Annotated in this window: 19 protein-coding genes and 1 pseudogene; 15 read left to right on the forward strand and 5 right to left on the reverse strand. The window is 72.2% G+C overall.

Features of this window, described 5'->3' with window-relative positions:
- Positions 1-248: 248 nt before the first annotated feature.
- Positions 249-1,364, forward strand: a complete 1,116-nt coding sequence (locus tag AB0M56_RS31330; RefSeq protein WP_364182547.1) for a glycosyltransferase — start codon at positions 249-251, stop codon at positions 1,362-1,364.
- Here the strand turns inward: AB0M56_RS31330 and AB0M56_RS31335 are convergent.
- Positions 1,361-1,828, reverse strand: coding sequence for a DUF417 family protein (locus AB0M56_RS31335; protein ID WP_364182550.1), 468 nt, complete (start codon positions 1,826-1,828; stop codon positions 1,361-1,363). The two genes, AB0M56_RS31330 and AB0M56_RS31335, sit on opposite strands and share 4 nt — an antisense overlap.
- Before the next feature lie 196 nt (positions 1,829-2,024).
- Between AB0M56_RS31335 and AB0M56_RS31340 the strand changes: the two genes are divergently transcribed.
- Both AB0M56_RS31340 and AB0M56_RS31345 read left to right on the forward strand, forming a co-directional pair.
- A complete protein-coding gene (locus AB0M56_RS31340) occupies positions 2,025-2,798 on the forward strand; it encodes a methyltransferase domain-containing protein (RefSeq protein ID WP_364182553.1) in 774 nt (257 codons plus the stop codon).
- Positions 2,799-2,812: 14 nt separating this feature from the next.
- The gene (locus AB0M56_RS31345) at positions 2,813-3,418 is read left to right on the forward strand and encodes a TetR/AcrR family transcriptional regulator (protein ID WP_364182556.1); all 606 of its coding nucleotides are present in this window, start codon (positions 2,813-2,815) and stop codon (positions 3,416-3,418) included.
- Between the two features lie 178 nt (positions 3,419-3,596).
- Here the strand turns inward: AB0M56_RS31345 and AB0M56_RS31350 are convergent, their stop codons facing one another.
- Positions 3,597-4,019 carry a MarR family transcriptional regulator gene (locus AB0M56_RS31350; RefSeq protein WP_364182559.1) on the reverse strand — a complete coding sequence of 141 codons (423 nt, stop codon included), beginning with the start codon at positions 4,017-4,019 and terminating at the stop codon, positions 3,597-3,599.
- Positions 4,020-4,098: 79 nt separating this feature from the next.
- Between AB0M56_RS31350 and AB0M56_RS31355 the strand changes: the two genes are divergently transcribed.
- Both AB0M56_RS31355 and AB0M56_RS31360 read left to right on the forward strand, forming a co-directional pair.
- On the forward strand, positions 4,099-5,031 hold the full coding sequence (locus AB0M56_RS31355) for a zinc-binding alcohol dehydrogenase family protein (protein ID WP_364182562.1): 933 nt from the start codon (positions 4,099-4,101) through the stop codon (positions 5,029-5,031).
- Between the two features lie 132 nt (positions 5,032-5,163).
- Positions 5,164-6,603, forward strand: a complete 1,440-nt coding sequence (locus AB0M56_RS31360) for an MFS transporter (RefSeq protein WP_364182565.1) — start codon at positions 5,164-5,166, stop codon at positions 6,601-6,603.
- 75 nt (positions 6,604-6,678) lie between these two features.
- Here AB0M56_RS31360 and AB0M56_RS31365 read toward each other — a convergent pair.
- Both AB0M56_RS31365 and AB0M56_RS31370 read right to left on the reverse strand, forming a co-directional pair.
- Positions 6,679-6,906 (reverse strand): annotated as a pseudogene (locus AB0M56_RS31365) (potassium channel family protein); the annotation flags it as partial.
- A gap of 185 nt (positions 6,907-7,091) precedes the next feature.
- Positions 7,092-8,507 (reverse strand): DUF2252 domain-containing protein, encoded by a 1,416-nt coding sequence (locus AB0M56_RS31370; protein ID WP_364182567.1) that lies wholly within the window; start codon positions 8,505-8,507, stop codon positions 7,092-7,094.
- Between the two features lie 112 nt (positions 8,508-8,619).
- Between AB0M56_RS31370 and AB0M56_RS31375 the strand changes: the two genes are divergently transcribed.
- The 9 genes from AB0M56_RS31375 (at position 8,620) to AB0M56_RS31415 (ending at position 14,584) form a co-directional block, all read left to right on the forward strand.
- Positions 8,620-9,954 carry a diacylglycerol kinase family protein gene (locus tag AB0M56_RS31375; RefSeq protein ID WP_364182570.1) on the forward strand — a complete coding sequence of 445 codons (1,335 nt, stop codon included), beginning with the start codon at positions 8,620-8,622 and terminating at the stop codon, positions 9,952-9,954.
- Between the two features lie 91 nt (positions 9,955-10,045).
- Entirely contained in the window at positions 10,046-10,498 is a 453-nt protein-coding gene (locus AB0M56_RS31380) for a hypothetical protein (protein WP_364182573.1), read from the forward strand.
- Between the two features lie 94 nt (positions 10,499-10,592).
- The gene (locus AB0M56_RS31385; RefSeq protein WP_364182576.1) at positions 10,593-11,171 is read left to right on the forward strand and encodes an HD domain-containing protein; all 579 of its coding nucleotides are present in this window, start codon (positions 10,593-10,595) and stop codon (positions 11,169-11,171) included.
- On the forward strand, positions 11,168-11,659 hold the full coding sequence (locus AB0M56_RS31390) for a DUF1269 domain-containing protein (RefSeq protein ID WP_354874595.1): 492 nt from the start codon (positions 11,168-11,170) through the stop codon (positions 11,657-11,659). The genes AB0M56_RS31385 and AB0M56_RS31390 overlap by 4 nt, the downstream gene beginning before the upstream one ends.
- Before the next feature lie 15 nt (positions 11,660-11,674).
- Positions 11,675-12,976, forward strand: coding sequence for a hypothetical protein (locus AB0M56_RS31395; RefSeq protein ID WP_364182580.1), 1,302 nt, complete (start codon positions 11,675-11,677; stop codon positions 12,974-12,976).
- 11 nt (positions 12,977-12,987) lie between these two features.
- Positions 12,988-13,440 (forward strand): hypothetical protein, encoded by a 453-nt coding sequence (locus AB0M56_RS31400; protein ID WP_364182583.1) that lies wholly within the window; start codon positions 12,988-12,990, stop codon positions 13,438-13,440.
- Positions 13,424-13,891, forward strand: a complete 468-nt coding sequence (locus AB0M56_RS31405; protein ID WP_364182586.1) for an RDD family protein — start codon at positions 13,424-13,426, stop codon at positions 13,889-13,891. Before AB0M56_RS31400 ends, AB0M56_RS31405 begins: the two co-directional genes overlap by 17 nt.
- A gap of 100 nt (positions 13,892-13,991) precedes the next feature.
- The gene (locus AB0M56_RS31410; RefSeq protein ID WP_364182589.1) at positions 13,992-14,174 is read left to right on the forward strand and encodes a YbaB/EbfC family nucleoid-associated protein; all 183 of its coding nucleotides are present in this window, start codon (positions 13,992-13,994) and stop codon (positions 14,172-14,174) included.
- Between the two features lie 221 nt (positions 14,175-14,395).
- Positions 14,396-14,584 carry a hypothetical protein gene (locus AB0M56_RS31415; RefSeq protein WP_364182592.1) on the forward strand — a complete coding sequence of 63 codons (189 nt, stop codon included), beginning with the start codon at positions 14,396-14,398 and terminating at the stop codon, positions 14,582-14,584.
- Positions 14,585-14,773: 189 nt separating this feature from the next.
- On the opposite strand, the gene AB0M56_RS31420 is transcribed toward AB0M56_RS31415, so the two are convergent.
- Positions 14,774-15,322: a hypothetical protein gene (locus tag AB0M56_RS31420; protein ID WP_364182595.1), complete on the reverse strand. Its 549-nt coding sequence runs from the start codon at positions 15,320-15,322 to the stop codon at positions 14,774-14,776.
- A gap of 104 nt (positions 15,323-15,426) precedes the next feature.
- Between AB0M56_RS31420 and AB0M56_RS31425 the strand changes: the two genes are divergently transcribed.
- Entirely contained in the window at positions 15,427-16,161 is a 735-nt protein-coding gene (locus AB0M56_RS31425) for an SDR family oxidoreductase (RefSeq protein WP_364182598.1), read from the forward strand.
- Positions 16,162-16,193 lie beyond the last annotated feature (32 nt).

The raw sequence follows: 16,193 nt of genomic DNA on the forward strand, positions 1-16,193 counted from the left end.
GGCGGCCGCCGAAGAGCGGGTGGATCGCCCAGCACACTAGGTGCGTGATCCATCGGATGTCTAGACCTACTCGGAGGAGGTGCGCTCGGCTGTCCGTTCCCTGTCTTCCCGCGGAATCTGCGTTTGTACCTGGTTGACGCCGTTCACTCGGGACTGAGTTTCCAGCAAGAGAGAGGTCAGTCGTCCGATGGGTCTTGACCGATGCTGTCGTCGAGCCAAGGCCTGATCGCGGCGCTAGGATCCGCGGAGTGCTGACGGTGCTCGGGTGGCTCACGCTCGTGGTGTGGCTGGGACTCGCCTTCGGCCACGGCTGGTTCTGGCGAACGGACCAGCGGTTGCCGCCGTTGGCGCGGCCGGCCGAGTGGCCGTCGGTGGCGGTAGTGGTGCCCGCGCGCGACGAGGCGGCCGTGCTCCCGACGACGTTGCCCGCTCTGCTCGCGCAACAGTATCCGGGCGAGGCACGCGTGATCCTCGTCGACGACGACAGCTCCGACGGCACCGGCGACCTCGCCCGGCGCTTCGGCGGTGCACCCGGCACGTTACCGCTGACCGTGGTGACGCCGGATCCGTTGCCGCCGTGCTGGACGGGCAAGCTGTGGGCGGCCGCGCGTGGCGTCGCCGAGGCGGGCGCGGTGGATTTCGTGCTGCTGACCGACGCGGACATCGAGCACGGCCCGGGTTCGCTCGAAACCCTCGTGGCGGCGTGCGGTGAGCACGACCTCGTGTCGCAGATGGCCGTGCTGCGCACCGCAACGCCGTGGGAACGGCTGATCGTGCCGGCGTTCGTGTACTTCTTCGCGATGCTCTACCCGTTCCGGCGCGTGAACAACCCGCGCTCGCGGGTGGCCGCGGCCGCCGGCGGGTGCGTACTCCTGCGCCGCTCGGCCCTCGAACGCGCCGGTGGTCTCGCGGCCGTCCGCGGCGCCGTGATCGACGACGTCGCCCTGGCCCGCGCGGTGTCCGCGGCGGGCGGGCGGACGTGGCTGGGGTTCGCGATGAACGTCCACAGTGTCCGGCCGTACCCGCGGCTTTCCGATCTGTGGCAGATGGTGGCGCGCACGGCGTACACGCAGTTGCGACACTCACCGCTCGTGCTGGCGGGCACCGTGGTCGGCCTGGCTCTGGTGTTCCTCGCTCCCCCCGTGCTGACGTTCGCCGGCCCGTCGTGGCCGGCGCTGGCGGCGTGGGTGCTGATGGCGGCGACGTTCGTGCCGATCGCGCGCTACTACCGGCAGTGGCCGGTGCTCGGCGCGCTGCTGCCGGTGACGGCGTTGCTGTACACATTGATGACGCTCGATTCGGCGCGCCGGCACTTCACCGGCCGTGGTGCCGACTGGAAGGGGCGGAACTACTCGTCCACTTAGGACTCCTCAAGGTTCAGCGACCGGCCCAGGGTCCAGATCGACGCGCCGAGCAGCACCACGTCCTTGAGCAGGAACTGGCCGACCGGCGACAGCGCGGGGAAGCCGCCCGCGGCCGCGTCGCCGACGCCGGGGGTGGTGAGGAAAAAGCTGAGCGTGGTCAGGAAAATCAGGATCCCGAGCGCACTGCCCACAGCGGAAACCCGGGGCGCCCACGGGCCGGCGGCGATGAGAACGGCCGCGGCGAACTCGACCGCGCCGAGGACGATCGCGAGGGGTTGCGGGTCCAGAACGTGGTTCGTCCAGCTCAGGAACGGGCTGTGCGAGACGTACTGCTGGATGCGCATGGCTTCCGACGCCGTCAGCTTGAGCACCGCAATCCACGCGACGACCAGCACGAGCCCGTAGCGCACGCCGAGCCCGCCCACGGCCTCGGCGTGTCGTCCCAGTGTGACCCGAGAAACCACGGGCTCCCCCTTCGTCGTGATCGGATGTCCGGCCGACGGTAACCAAGATCAGCTCAGAGGCCGAGGTGGCGGAGCCTTACGAATCGCTGACGTGATCATGACCGTCCACATCGGACCGGTTGACAGTCTCCGGCACCGCGGGTCATGATGAACACTTGTTCATGAACGTGTGTTCACAACGCTCGAGGAGGAGCTCATGACCGGGATCGTCAACACGGCGCAGGCGGAGGCGTGGAACGGCTACGAGGGTGGGCACTGGGCGGAGCACGCCGATCGCTACGACGCGGTGAACAGTGGGTTCAACCCGTTTCTGCTGGCCGCGGTCGGTCCGGGCGACGACGTGGTCGACCTCGGGTGCGGCACCGGGCAGCTGACGCGGCTCGCGGCGGCGCGGTCCGGGTCCGGCCGGGTGCTGGGCGTCGACCTGTCCGGGCCGATGCTCGCGACGGCACGGGCCCGGAGTGCCGCGAACGTGATGTTCGAGCAGGGTGACGTGCAGGTTTTCCCGTTCGCCGAGGGCTCGTTCGATGTCGCGTTGAGCCGGTTCGGGGTGATGTTCTACGCGGATCCGGTGGCGGCCTTCGCCGGCGTGCGCCACGCGCTTCGGCCGGGCGGGCGACTCACGTTCGTGTGCCTGACCGAGCTGGCAGGAACCGACCTCGGGACCGTGTTCGGCGCACTGGCGCCACTGCCTTCGGGCAGCGGGCCGACGTCGCTCGCCGATCCCGCGCACACGCGCTCGGTTCTGGCGGAGGCGGGGTTCCACGACGTCACGTGCACGCGGGTCGAGGCCGACCAGGTCTGGGGCCGCGACGTGGCCGACGCGGCGGAGTTCATCGCCGGCTGGGGCCCGGTCCGGCATCATGCGCGGGGCGCCGAAACTGCGCTGGTGGAGGCCTTGCGCCCGTTCGCCGAACCCGGCGCCGTGCGGCTGCGGGGCGCGGCGTGGCTCGTCACCGCCACCCGGTGAATACGATGGCGGTGATGTCACCGAGAACAGCAGCCGCCCTGCGCGACGGGGACCGCAGCCTGCGCGAGCACCTCATCGCGACAGCCGGCGCGCTCATGGCCGAGGAAGGCGCGGCGAAGCTGACCGTCCGCGCGATCGCCCGCCGCGCCGGCGTCGCGGACGGCGTGCTGTACAACCACTTCGCCGACAAGGAAGAACTCCTGGCGCACGCGCTGCGCGCCCACGTCCGCGACGCCGAACGCGAGCTGGGCGACCTGCCGGCTCCCGGCGAAGGCACGGTCGAGGCCAATCTGCGCGCGCACCTCACCTACGGGCTCGCCCTGCACCACGCCATCCTCCCCACGTTCGCCGGCCTGCTCGCCCACCCGGCGGTGCTCACGCGCTTCGCGTCCCTCACCGCCACGGGAACCGAATGGCGCGACCGCCTGCTGACCTACCTCCACGCGGAACGCGACCTGGGCCGGCTCTCCCCCGCCGCCCGCCTCGACGCCGCCGCGGCCCTGCTCGTCGGCGCGTGCCACGAGACGGTGTTCTCCGCCCTGGTCCCCCACACGGGCCCGACCCCGGCACCGTCGGTCGACGACGTGGTGGCGACGGTGCTCGAAGGCATCGGCGCCTGAGGATCAGCGGCCGACTCATCGCGGCTCGCCGCCTCGGCAGTGCCTCCGGACAGCGAGACCCGAGCCGAGCGCATCCCCGCGCGCCGGCAGCCACTCGCGGCACTGCGCCGCCCATCCAGTCGGGCTCGTCGCGGCGGTCCAGCGGCAACCACCGGCAAGTCGGTTCCCGCGACGCGCGTCATCCCGCCGCGGCCACCACGAAACTGGCCAGCTGAGCCAAGCGGGAACGTTGCACCTCGGTAAGTCCTGCGGTCAACGCCTCCAGCCGGCGCCCCACCTCCGCCGCACCCTCGCGTGCCAGGGCGTGCCCCTCGGACGTGAGCGACACGAGCACGCCGCGGCCGTCGTGCGGGGCCGGGTTGCGCTGGACCAGGCCACGGCGTTCGGCGCGGGTGACGAGGCCCGTGGTGCTCGACTTGTCGAGCTCGAGGTGCCGCGCGAGCTCCTGCATGCCCGGCGTGCGGTCGCGCAGGATGCCGAGCAGGCGCAGCTGCACGAGCGACAGTCCGTGCTCGGCGGCGACGTGGGCGAGCTCGCCCTGGACCAGGAAGGAAAGCTGCGCCAGGCCGTCGACGATGCCCAGGTCCAGTGGTTGCTCCATGGGCGACAGCGTACTTGACGTAGTACGTGGCGCAAACTAATTTGGTTTGTTCCACGTACTAAACCGAAGGAGAACCGCCGTGTACGCAGCTGTCGTGCGGTCGTTCGAACGGCCGCCCCGCTACGAAGAGTTCGACACGCCCGAAGCCGCCGGCGGGCACCTGCTCGCGGAGGTGCTCGCGGCCGGCCTGCACCCACGCGTGCGGTCCGGCGCGGGCGGCACGCACTACACCAGCGACGGGCGGCTGCCGATGGTCCCGGGTGTCGACGGGGTCGGCCGGCTGCCCGACGGGCGACGCGTGTACTTCGTCGCGGGCGACGACGTGCCCGGGACGATGGCCGAGCGCGCGGTGGTCGATCCGCGGCGCGCGGTGGAGCTGCCCGCCGGCGCCGACGCCGTGGTGGTCGCGGCCGCGATGAACCCGGCGATGTCGTCGTGGGTGGCGTTGCGGCGACGGGTCGATTTCGAGCCGGGGCAGAGTGTGCTGGTGCTCGGCGCGACGGGCAACGCCGGGCGGCTGGCGGTGGAGGTCGCGCGGCACCTCGGGGCGGGCGAGGTCATCGCGGTCGGGCGGGATCCGCGGCGGCTGGAGCTGCTCACCTCGCTCGGTGCGACCCACGTCGTGGCGACAGCAGAAGCGGACAAGCTAGCCGCTGACGTCGACGTCGTGCTCGACTACACCTGGGGCGCCCCGGCCGAGCTCGCGATGCGGGCACTCGTCACCCACCGCGCCGAGCGCAGCAAACCGCTGGCCTGGGTGCAGATCGGCTCCCCCGCCGGCGCCGACGTCACCCTGCCCTCGGCCCTGCTGCGCGCGGCGAACCTGCGGATCATGGGCAGCGGTCAGGGTTCGCTGACCGCCGCCGGCATCGTCGCCGAACTGCCGTCCCTGCTCGACGAGCTCGCGGCCGGCACCTTCACCACCGCCGCGAGGGCCGTCCCGCTCGCCGACGTCGAGAGCGCCTGGACGGCCCCGTCCGACCCCGGCGAGCGGATGGTCTTCACACCCTGAACCCTCGGGCGGCCCCAGTGCCCGCCCGGTGCCGGCGTCCGGCGAGCCGGGCTCCGGCGGGTCATCCGCAGCAGGTGATGCCGTCGAAGACGCGGGTTCGCAAGGTGGGGCATCGAGGAGAGGGGCCCCCCGATGGCCACGGGATCGAAGAGCGTCTCCGCTTCCGCCGTCGTGGTGCCGCTCGCGCTCGGGCAGTTCATCGCGAGCTACGCGGCGACGAACATGAACGTGGCGATCAGCACGATCGCCGACGACATCGGCACGTCGGTCATCAGCATCCAGACGGCGATCACGCTGTTCACGCTCACGATGGCCGCGTTGATGATCCCCGGCAGCAAGCTCACGGACTTCCTCGGCCGCAAGGTCTGCTTCATCGCGGGCCTCGTGATCTACGGCTCGGGCGCGCTGCTCTCGTCGTTCGCGCAGGGCATCGGGCTGCTGATCGTGGGGTACTCGCTGCTGGAGGGCATCGGGTCGGCGCTGCTGATCCCGCCGATCTACATCCTGGTCACGGTGGTGTTCGAAGACGTGAGCGCCCGCGCCCGCAACTTCGGGATCGTGAGCGGGGCGGCGGGGCTCGGCGCGGCGGCGGGGCCGCTGCTGGGCGGTCTGATCACGAGCTACCTCGGCTGGCGGGCGTCGTTCCTCTTGCAGGTGGCCGTGATCGTGCTGATCATCGTCCTCGCCTTGCGCATCGTCGACCCGCCGATCGCCGAGCGCCCGCCGCACTTCGACGTGTGGGGCGCGGTGCTGTCGGCGGCCGGGCTGTTCTTCGTGGTCTTCGGCGTGCTGCAGAGCTCCACCTACGGGTGGCTCAAGTCGCGGGAGGACTTCACGATCGGTGGCACGGCGGTGATCCCGAAGGGCGGCATGTCGCCGGTGTGGATCTACGTCGCGATCGGGGTCGTGCTGCTGGCGATCTTCTTCCTGCACCTGCGGCGCGTGGAGCACGCGGGGCGCGCCCCGCTGTTCTCGCTGAAGATCTTCCGCAGCAAGGCGTCGAACCTCGGGCTCGTCACCCAGGTGCTGCAGTGGCTGGTCATGCAGGGCGCATTCTTCGTGACGTCGGTGTTCCTGCAGCAGATCCGCGGCTTCAACGCGATCGAGACAGGGCTGGTGCTCGTGCCCGCCACCATCGGCATCCTCGCTTCGTCGGCCCTCGCGGGACGGATGTCGCGGCGCCACTCGTTGCGCAGGCTGATCCGGGCCGGCTTCAGCTCCACGACCCTGGGCCTGGTGCTGATGCTGGTGCTGGTCCGGGAAGACTCGAGCGTCTGGACGTTCACGCCCGGGCTGTTGCTGATGGGCATCGGGGTCGGCGTGATGCTGACGGCGTCGGTCAACCTCGTGCAGTCGAGCTCGCCGGAAGAGGCGCAGGGCGACATCTCGGGCGTCTCGCGCAGCGTGTCGAACCTCGGCTCGTCACTGGGCACGGCGCTGGTCGGCTCCGTGCTCGCCGGCGCGGCCGTCCCGGGCAACGGGCCGTTCGGCATCGCCCTGATCATGCTCGTGTGCCTCGGCCTCATCGGGGTGGTCACGGCGCTGCTGATCCCGAAGCCCGCCAGGCGGTAACCGCGAACGGCTGCGCTGCACGGCCGTCAGGAGCACCCGCAACGCGACGCCGACCACCAGAAGGTTCGCGATCATCTGCGCCGTGACCAGCAGTCGCGCGGCCTGCGTCACGGGCACGATGTCGCCGAACCCGACCGTCGCGAACACCGTGACCACGAAGTACAGCGAGTCGGTGCGATTCAGCGGCGCGCTGAAACTCTGCGGCACGTTGTACTGCAGCACGTAGTAGACGTTGGCGAACACCAGCAGGAACAGCGGCACCACCAGCGCCAGCGCCTGGATCCCCTGCAACGCCGGGCGCATGGAGCGCAGGATCACGCGCGCCTCGACCACGACCAGGACCACGACCAGCGTGACCCCGACGACGAGCCCCACGATCGTCCAAGCGTCGAGCTGCCGGTCCACCGGGAGCAGGTAGTACACGGCGATGAGCGTCGCCACCGTCAGCACGGGGCGCAGCACACCCGGGCCGAGCAGCTGCCGCGCCTTCACCGCCCGGACTCGGCCTTGACCGCACCCGTCTTGATGGCCTCGGTCAACGCCGCGTGGTCCTTCTCGTTCTGGTCGGCGTAGTCGCGCGTGAACTCGGCGATCGCCTGGTCGAACGAGTCACCGGAGCCGACGTAGGCGCCGATCGCGACGCTGTCGCCGGTGCGGGCGTGGGCGCGCGCGAGCGTCCACGCGCACAGCATGCCGTAGGTGCGCAGGTCGTGCGGGTCCATCGTCTCGACGTTGGCCGAGCCCTTCCAGTCGCGCAGCTGGCGCAGGTAGAAGTCGCGCGGGCGGTCGTCGGCACCGGTCACGTGGACCCAGCCGAGGAAGATGTCGCTCACCGTCTGCATCAGCCGCTGGCCCACGACCACACGGCGCCCCGCGTTGTCGTAGTCGCTGGGCCCGGCGAACTCCTCCAGCACCGACGGGCCGGCTTCCTTCGCCTGCAGGAACAACGGGTCGCGGTCGTCGTTGCCGAGCAGCAGGACCATCCAGCACCGCGTGCCGACGCTGCCGACACCCACGACCTTGTGCGCCATGTCCACGATCCGGTAGCGGTCGAGCAGCACGCGCCGCTCGGGTTCCAGTGTGGCGCGGTAGGCCTGCAGGATCGAGTTCAGCTGCTTGCGTACCTCGTCCACCGCCTTCTTGGTGTGCGCCATCTCCTCCAGGGGCAGCACGATCGGCGGGTCGGGCTTGATCTGCACGTTGCCGTCGGTGACCGACGTGAAGCGGCGCAGGGCGCCGAGGTTGTCGTGCGCCTGAGCCGAGGCCATGCCCTTCTCGATCATCCGGCGCCGGCGCCCGCCCAAGCGATGGGCGTACAAGGCCTCCACCTGACCGACGTCGGCGTGCGCGTACCAGACGTCGAGCGCGGTACGCTCGCCGAACTCCCGCATCGCTTTGCGGTACTGCGCGATCGTCGCGACCACCACACCGCGGCACTGGCGGGCGGAGAACCCGTTGTGCCGGCTCGCGATCTCGAGGCTCGCCGCGAGGCGCTTCACGTCCCACTCCCACGGCCCGGGCAGGGTCTCGTCGAAGTCGTTGATGTCGAACACGAGCTTGCGTTCCGGCGAGGCGAACACGCCGAAGTTGATCAGGTGCGCGTCGCCGCAAGCCTGGACCCGCAGCCCGCTCACCGGCGTGCCGGACAGGTCGCTCGCCATCGGCAGCGCGGCACCGCGGAAATAGGTGAACGGCGACACCGCCATGCGCCCGTAGCGGATCGGCAGCAGCTCCTCGACCCGCGATTCGTCCTGGCGCGCGAGCAGTTCCAGCGGATCCGGGCGGCCGCGTTCGCGCGTGAACCCGGCGTGGCTCGACCGCGGAGCGGCCGCACGGGCCGCCTTGCCCCGCGCGATCCGGTCTTCCCGGGATTCGGCCGTCGAACGTCGTGAGGTGAGCACCATCGGGGCAGCTTCACCCGCCGGCGAGCGCCTTTCCTCCCCCGCACGGGGTGAGACGAAGCATCATCCGGACGGGGTGACGACACGGGGCCGCCCGCCCACGCAGGGTCGGCGCATGACCGGCCCTGCTCCGTCGCTGGCCCGGCGCGCGTGCGCTCTGGGCGCCCTTCTCGCGCTGGCCGCCGCGATCGTCGTGGCGGTCATCGCCGCGGTCAGGAGCCCGGGGCAGCTGGTGCTCGCCGTCGTGCTGCTGGTGATCGCCACGATCGCGGCCTGGGCCGCGCTGGCCCGCCACGGGCTCGCGCGGATCGTGCTCACCATCGTGGCGGTCCTCGCGCTCGCTGCGATCGCCCTGCTGCCGGACCTGCGCACATTCGTGGTGCTGCCGCTGGTCCTCGGGCTGACGATGCTCGCGGCCCTGGCCGCCCGGGTGGCGATCGGCCGCGACCTGGCCCGGCGGGTGCGGGCCGACCGCGTCGGGCCCGCGCGCCACGGCGTGCTGCTGATGAACCCCCGCTCCGGCGGCGGGAAGGTGGCGCAGTTCGACCTCGAACGCGAGGCGCGCGAACGCGGCATCACCCCTGTCGTGCTGCGCCGCGGCGACGACCTGCGCGAGCTCGCCGAAGAGGCCGCCAACCACGCGGACGTGCTCGGGATGGCCGGCGGCGACGGTTCCCAGGCGCTGGTCGCCGACGTCGCGCGCCGCCACGGGCTGCCGTATGTGTGCGTGCCCGCCGGCACGCGCAACCACTTCGCCCTCGACCTCGGGCTCGACCGCGAGAACGTGACCGCCGCCCTCGACGCGTACGGCGAAGCGGCCGAGCACCGCATCGACCTCGCGCTGATCGGCGACCGGGTGTTCGTGAACAACGCTTCGCTCGGCGTGTACGCCACGGTGGTCCAGTCTCCGGGCTACCGCGACGCCAAGGTGTCGACAGTGGCCGGTCAGCTGCCGCAGCTGCTGGGCCCCGACTCCGAGCACTTCGACCTCCAGTACCGCGTGCCCGGCGAGGACAACCGCCCGCCGGCCGACATCGTGCTCGTGTCCAACGGCGCCTATCGCCTCGACCGCCTCAGCGGCTTCGGCTCGCGCGAACGGCTCGACAGCGGCTCGCTCGGCATCGTCACCGTGAGCGTCGACCGGGCGCGCGACCTGCCGGCGCTGGTCACCGCGGAGCTCACCGGCCAGCTCGCCCGCTACCCCGGCTACCGGGAGTGGCAGGCCGAGGAGTTCGTGGTGAGCTCGGGACAGTCCCTTGTGGACATTGGCGTCGACGGCGAGGCGCTTCGGCTGGAACCACCACTGCGGTTCCGCACGCTGCCCGGCGCGCTGCGCGTCCGCGTGCCGCTGGACGCGCCCGGCATCGCCCCAGCGGCGGCCTCACCCAAGGGCATGGGCGAGGCGCTGCTCGTGCTGTTCCGCGTGCTCGCCGGACGGCCGGCCCGCTGACGTCCGGAATGGAGGGCTTCATCCGCACCGGGCGAAGCGCCCGCGAGCCCGGCCGTCGAAGATGTCCGCGGCCAGGAGAAGGGACCCGACCATGAGCGATCACGCTGTGCGCCCGGCCGCACCCGCGCAGGAGTTGCCTGCCGACGAGGAGTCCGGCTGGGCCCGCTGGATCTTCTTCGGTGCCACGATGATGCTCCTGCTCGGGAGCTTCACCCTGGTCGAAGGGCTCACGGCACTGCTCGACCCGCAGTACTACGCCGTGACCGCGCACGGGACCCTGCTGTTCAACCTCACCGGCTGGGGCTGGGTGCACCTGGTGCTCGGCGTGGCCGCGGTGGTCACGGGGCTCGGGCTGTTAGCGCGGGCGAGCTGGGCCCGTTACCCCGGCATCGCGATCGCCGGGCTCAGCGCCTTGGCGCACCTGACTTTCCTGCCCGCCGCGCCGTTCTGGGCGCTGGTCGTGCTCACCCTCGACGTGCTGGTCATCTGGGCGCTGGTCGCACATGCCCCCGACGCACTCCGAACCCGCCCCAGCCGCCGCTGAACCGGCGACGCGCCCTCGAGGCCCGCTGATCGCGTGGGCCTGGCGCCTCGCGCAGCGCCACCTTTCGCACGAACTGCCCCGGCGGTGGCAGCACGTGCAGGGAGTCGCGAAGTGCGGGCGGCAGGTCGGGCCGAGCCTGCTGCGCGCCGGCGAGGAAGAGCTGCTCGTGGCGGCCGCCCTCCTGCACGACATCGGCTACGCGCCCGGGCTCGTCGTGTCCGGCTACCATCCGCTCGACGGCGCCCGGTTCCTCGTCGCGGTGTCGGCACCGCCCCGGCTGGTCAACCTTGTGGCCCAGCACTCGGCCGCCCAGTTCATCGCCGAGGAGCGCGGGCTCGGGGCCGACCTCGCCCGCTACCCGGACGAGCGCACCGTGCTGCGCGACGCCCTGTGGTTCTGCGACATGCGCACGACCCCGGACGGCCGCCCGACCGACTTCGCCGAGCGCATCGCCGGCATCCGCGCCCGCCACAGCCCCTGCTCACCCCTCGTGCGCGCGCTCGACGCCGGCGCGCAGGCCGCCCGGCACGACGCGGTGCGGCGCACCGAGCTGCGGCTGGGGGCCGCGGCGGTGCGGCGGCGGGTCTCACCCCGCAGGGGCGAGGCGGACGGGGCCGCGCCGGGCGACGGTGGCGTCGGCGCAGCCCGCGAACCCGACAGGAGAGCACGATGACGACGCTGACGGTGTGGAAGTTCGACAGCCCCGACGGAGCCGACAACGCGGTGGACACCCTCCGGAGCCTGGCCAAGCAGGAACTGATCGCGATCCACGACGCGGCCACCGTGTCTTGGAAACCCGACGCCAAGAAGCCGAAGACCCGCCAGCTGCGCAACCTCACCGCCGGCGGCGCGATGAGCGGGATGTTCTGGGGCATGCTGTTCGGCCTGATCTTCCTGATGCCGCTCATCGGCGCCGCCATCGGCGCGGCCACCGGCGCGCTCGCCGGATCGCTGACCGACGTCGGCATCGACGACGACTTCATCAAGTCCGTACGAGACAAGATCACCCCCGGCACCTCGGCCCTGTTCCTCATGTCCAGCGACGCGGTGGTCGACAAGGTGAAGGCCGCGATCGAGGCCGGCGGCCACAAGCCGGAGCTGCTGCAGTCCAACCTGTCCGCAGAGCAGGAAGCCGCTCTGCGGGAGATGATGTCGAGCTGATCGGACCGGCCGGTCATGTCGGAGCGCACAGACCACTTCACCGAGCCGACCGCGGACGAGCGGGCCGAGCTGGAACAACTGCGGCTCGAAGTGGCCCGGCTTCGGGCCACCCGCGAACGCCGCCACGTCAGCTGGCGGCCGATCGTGTCCTCGATCCTCATCGTGCTCGGCTGCATCCTCGCGCCGCTCGCGCTCGCGTCGGTGTGGGTGAACAACCAGATCTCCGACACCGACCGGTTCACCGCCACGATGAGCCCGCTGATCCGCGACCCGGCGGTGCAGGCGGCCGTGACCGACCGGGTCACCGAGGCGATCTTCACGAACATCAACGTGAAGGCCATCGCGACCGACGCCGTCGGCGCGCTCGCGGCCCAGGGTGTCCCGCCGGCCGTCACCGACCGGCTGGAGGCCCTGACCGGTCCGCTCGCGTCGGGCGTGCAGAGCTTCGTGCACGGCCGTGTCGCGACCCTCGTCGCCAGCGACCGGATCGCGCAGACCTGGGACCGCGTGATCCGAACAGCCCACCAGCAGGCGGTCGCTGTGCTCGACGGGTCGGCGTCGGCCATCGCGATCCAGGGCGACAAGGTCGTGCTCGACCTCGCGCCGTTCATCGACGACGCGAAGCAGCAGCTCGCCGCCGACGGGCTCACCATCGTGAACCGCATCCCCGAGGTCCACCCGACGATCGAGGTCGCCGACGCGGCCGGCCTGGTGAAAGCGCGCTCGTGGTACACCACCTCGGACCGGCTCGCGACGTGGCTGCCGTGGATCGCGATCGTGCTGCTCGCCGCGGGCGTCTACGTCGCCCAGCACAAACGGCGAGCGCTCATCGGCGCCGCGCTCGGGTTCGCGTTCAGCATGCTGGTCCTCGCGATCGGGCTCGCGATCGGGCGCACCATCGTCGTCGACGCGGTCCCGAGCCGCTCGGCGGCGCCGGTCTCGGCGGCGTTCGACATCGTGCTGCGGTTCCTGCGCGACGGTCTGAGAACCCTGTTCGCGGTCGGGATCGTGGTGGCGCTCGGCGCCTTCCTCGCCGGTCCTTCGTCGACCGCCGTGCACATCCGCCAGGGCGTGGTCAAGGGACTGACGTGGCTGCGTTCGCGCAGCGGCCTGCGCGCCACCGGCCTCGGCAAGTGGGTGCACTCCTACCGCGTGGCCCTGCGCGCCGGTGCCGTCGCGATCGCCGTGCTCGTGTTCCTGTTCCTCGATCGGCCGAGCGGGCTCGCGGTGCTGCTGATCGCCCTCGTGCTGCTGGTGGTCCTCGCCGTGATCCAGTTCCTCGACGTCCCCGGCGACCGGCCGGCGGCGACCGGCTGAAAGGGGACGCCGTGAACGACGAGCCCGACCGCGTCGGTGCGGTGCTGGGGCTGGGCGCGGTGGCGCTCAAGGCCGGCTGGTGGGCGTCCACCCCGCTGCGGCGGGCGGGCTGGGCCGTGCTGACGGCCGCCGTGCCCGAGGACGTGGCGCGCCGCGCGGTGCGGGACGTGGTGACCGCGGCCGCCGCGGTCGTGCTCGACGCGGTCGACGTGCCGAAGCTCATCGGCGAGCACGTGGACCTCGACGCCGTGCTCGCCGAGGTCGACGTGGCGGCCGTGGTGTCCACACTGGACTTCGGTGACCTCGTGGCCGCGATGGACCTGCCCGAGGTCGTGCGGCAGTCCAGCGGAACCGTTGCGGGGGAAGCGATCCGGGGCGTGCGGGGTGCCGGGGTGAACGCCGACGACGCCGTGGCCCGCGTGGTCGACCGCGTGCTGCGGCGCCGTGGTGACCGGCCCGCCTGAGGGGCCGGCGGGCTTCGTCACGCGCCTGGTCGCCGCCGTGCTCGACGCGGCCGTGACCGGGCTGCTCACGGTCGGCGGCTACCTCGCGGTGGTGGCGGCGCTGTTCGCGGCGTCGCCGCTGTCGTTCCGGTGGCCCGCGGCACCGCCGGCACTGGCCGGCGGGATGTCCGCGGCCGTCGCGATCGTGTACCTCACGGTCAGCTGGGCCACCATCGGCCGCAGCTACGGCGGCGCGCTGCTCGGCCTCCGCGTCCTGGGCCGCGGCCGGCACCTGGGCTGGGTCCGCGCCGCGGCCCGGGCGCTGTTCTGCGTGGTCTTCCCGATCGGGCTGCTGTGGGTGATCGTGAGCCCCCACCGCCGGTCCCTGCAGGACGTCGTCCTCCGGACGACGGTCGTCTACGACTGGGAGACCGACGGCGGAGCGCGGGTGTCCACAAAGGATGTTGTATAGGTCGTTATACGATCCGGCGGCCGGAAGGTGCCACGCCCCCTCACCGGGCCGCCCGCGCACGCCAGGCTTCGTCGCGACGGCCCCACGAGCGGAGGCTGCGATGGACGAGAACCGGGTGCTGAGCTACGAACCGGTCGCGGTCGAGCGGCCGGCCGAGGAGGTCCGCGGGATCCAGCGCGAGCTCGCCGCGGTCGTCGAGGAGGCCGAGTCCGGCGACGGCCTGGTTTTCGTGAAGGTGGCCGCGCGCGGTGACGTGGTGGAGCTCGACCTCGCTCCCCGCTGACCGGAACCGAAGGGAGACAACGAACATGGCATTCGACTCCGACGGCGCGCACCTCGACGGCGACGGCATCCGGACGGCGATGAAGCGCGCAGCAGCTGAGTGAGCAGGCCGCCCGGATCGCGCACGGGGTGGAGGCCCTCGCCGACGCCGGCTACGCCGCGATCGCCGGCTACGCGCTCGCGGACACTGCCCTCCGCGACGCGTTCGGGCAGGAGTGAGCCGTGGCCATCGCGGAGCCCGACAACGAGCTGTGGGCCGCCGTCAAGCAGCTCGCGGACGCGTGGCCGCCCGACGACGAGGACGACGTCACCGAGCTCGCCGCAAACTGGCGCAGGGCGGGGAAACCGGCGGGCCCAGGCGGGCACCGAGCCGGCCGACCAGCGCCGGGCTCCGGAGCGCGCCTGGCGTGACGAGGCCGGCGGTGCGATGGGCCGGAGCATGGCCGCGCACGCCGTGACGCTCAGGAACAGCAGCAGAGCGCCCGAGCAGCAGGCCCAGCTCGCCGATCGCTACCCGCGGACACTCAAGGAGGTCACGACGGCCGTCGCGCAGACGATCGCGGTCAACCCGACGCTGTACCTGCAGCTGGCGAACCCGGCCTACGGCGCCGCGGGGAAGGCCAGGCAGCGGCAGCTCGTGACAAGGTGGCCGAGGTGCTGCAGGCGCTCGTCGCGGGAAAGACGCAAGGCCTGCACGCGCCGGCGCAAGCACCGTACGCCGACACACTCCTGGGCAAGGTCGGTGACGTCGCGGGCATGGTGGCCACCGTCGCGGGCGGGCCGGTCCTGATCCCCGGCGTCGGCGTGGCCGCGCTGCCCGTCGCGGTACTGGCCGGCGCGACCGCGCTCGCCGCGCGCGCGATCGACATGATCGGCACCGACAGCTACGACGACCCCAACGCCCGACTCGGCCTCGGCGGCGACACGATCGGCCGCCTCCCCGGCACCCGGGGGGTCGGCGAGGCCGCCGCCGGCGCCGCGAAAGCCGCGGGGCCGTTCGACAAGGTCAGTGCGGGCGTCGACCTCACCGCCCAGGTTCCGGCCGGCGTCGACCTGTTCACCGACCACGATCTCGTCGACAAGGCCAAGGACGGCGCGGGTGGCTTCGGCCTCGAGAAGACGATTCTCACGGAGGCGCGGAACCTGCACCGCCGAGCCTGCTGTGACCCAAGACACAGCAACAGGCCGACGGTTTTCGCGGCGCTGGGCGGTCTTGATGCGGACCGAGTTCCCTCACCACCCGGGAGTGTCCGATGTCTTTCCAGACCGCCGTCGTCACCGGAGCCGGCCGTGGGTTCGGGCGCGCGATCGCCGTCGCGCTCGTGGCCGCCGGCACGCGCGTCGTCGGGATCGCGCGCAGTGAAGAAGATCTGCTCGCCGTCCGCGACGAGGCCGGCGACCTCTTCACGCCCTTGGCCGCCGACGCGACCGACGAAACGCTGGCCGCGGCCGTGCTCCGCGACTACCGGCCCGATCTGCTCGTGCTCAACGCCGGCGCGACGCCGCACATGGCGCCGGTGCAGGACCAGACCTGGGAAACCTTCAGCCGCAACTGGCACACCGACACGCGGCACGTCTTCGAGTGGACGCGCGCGGCGTTGCGCGAGCCGCTCGCGCCCGGCGGCGTGGTCGTGTCGATGTCGAGCGGTGCGGCGCTGGCCGGGTCGCCGCTCAGCGGCGGTTACGCGAGCGCCAAGGCCGCGGTCCGCTACCTGCGCGGCTACGCGGCCGACGAAGCCGAGCGCGCCGGGCTGGGCCTGCGTTTCCTCACGCTGCTCCCCCAGCTCACGCCGACGGCCGGCGTGGGCTCGGCCGGCGTCACCGCCTACGCGGCCCGCCAGGGCGTGGCCCGCGACGCGTTCATCGACAGTCTGCAGCCGGTGCTCACGCCGGAGCAGGTGGCCAAGGCCGTGCTGGAGCTGGCGGCCGACGAGACCGCCGGGCCGGAGCACGTGGTCGGCGGTGCCGGCGTGCGCCCGCTGCCGTGAGCGGCCTCTACAGTGGACTCCCGCGCACCACG

It is taken from the genome of Amycolatopsis sp. NPDC051372, from assembly GCF_040682095.1.
Lineage (GTDB): Bacteria > Actinomycetota > Actinomycetes > Mycobacteriales > Pseudonocardiaceae > Amycolatopsis.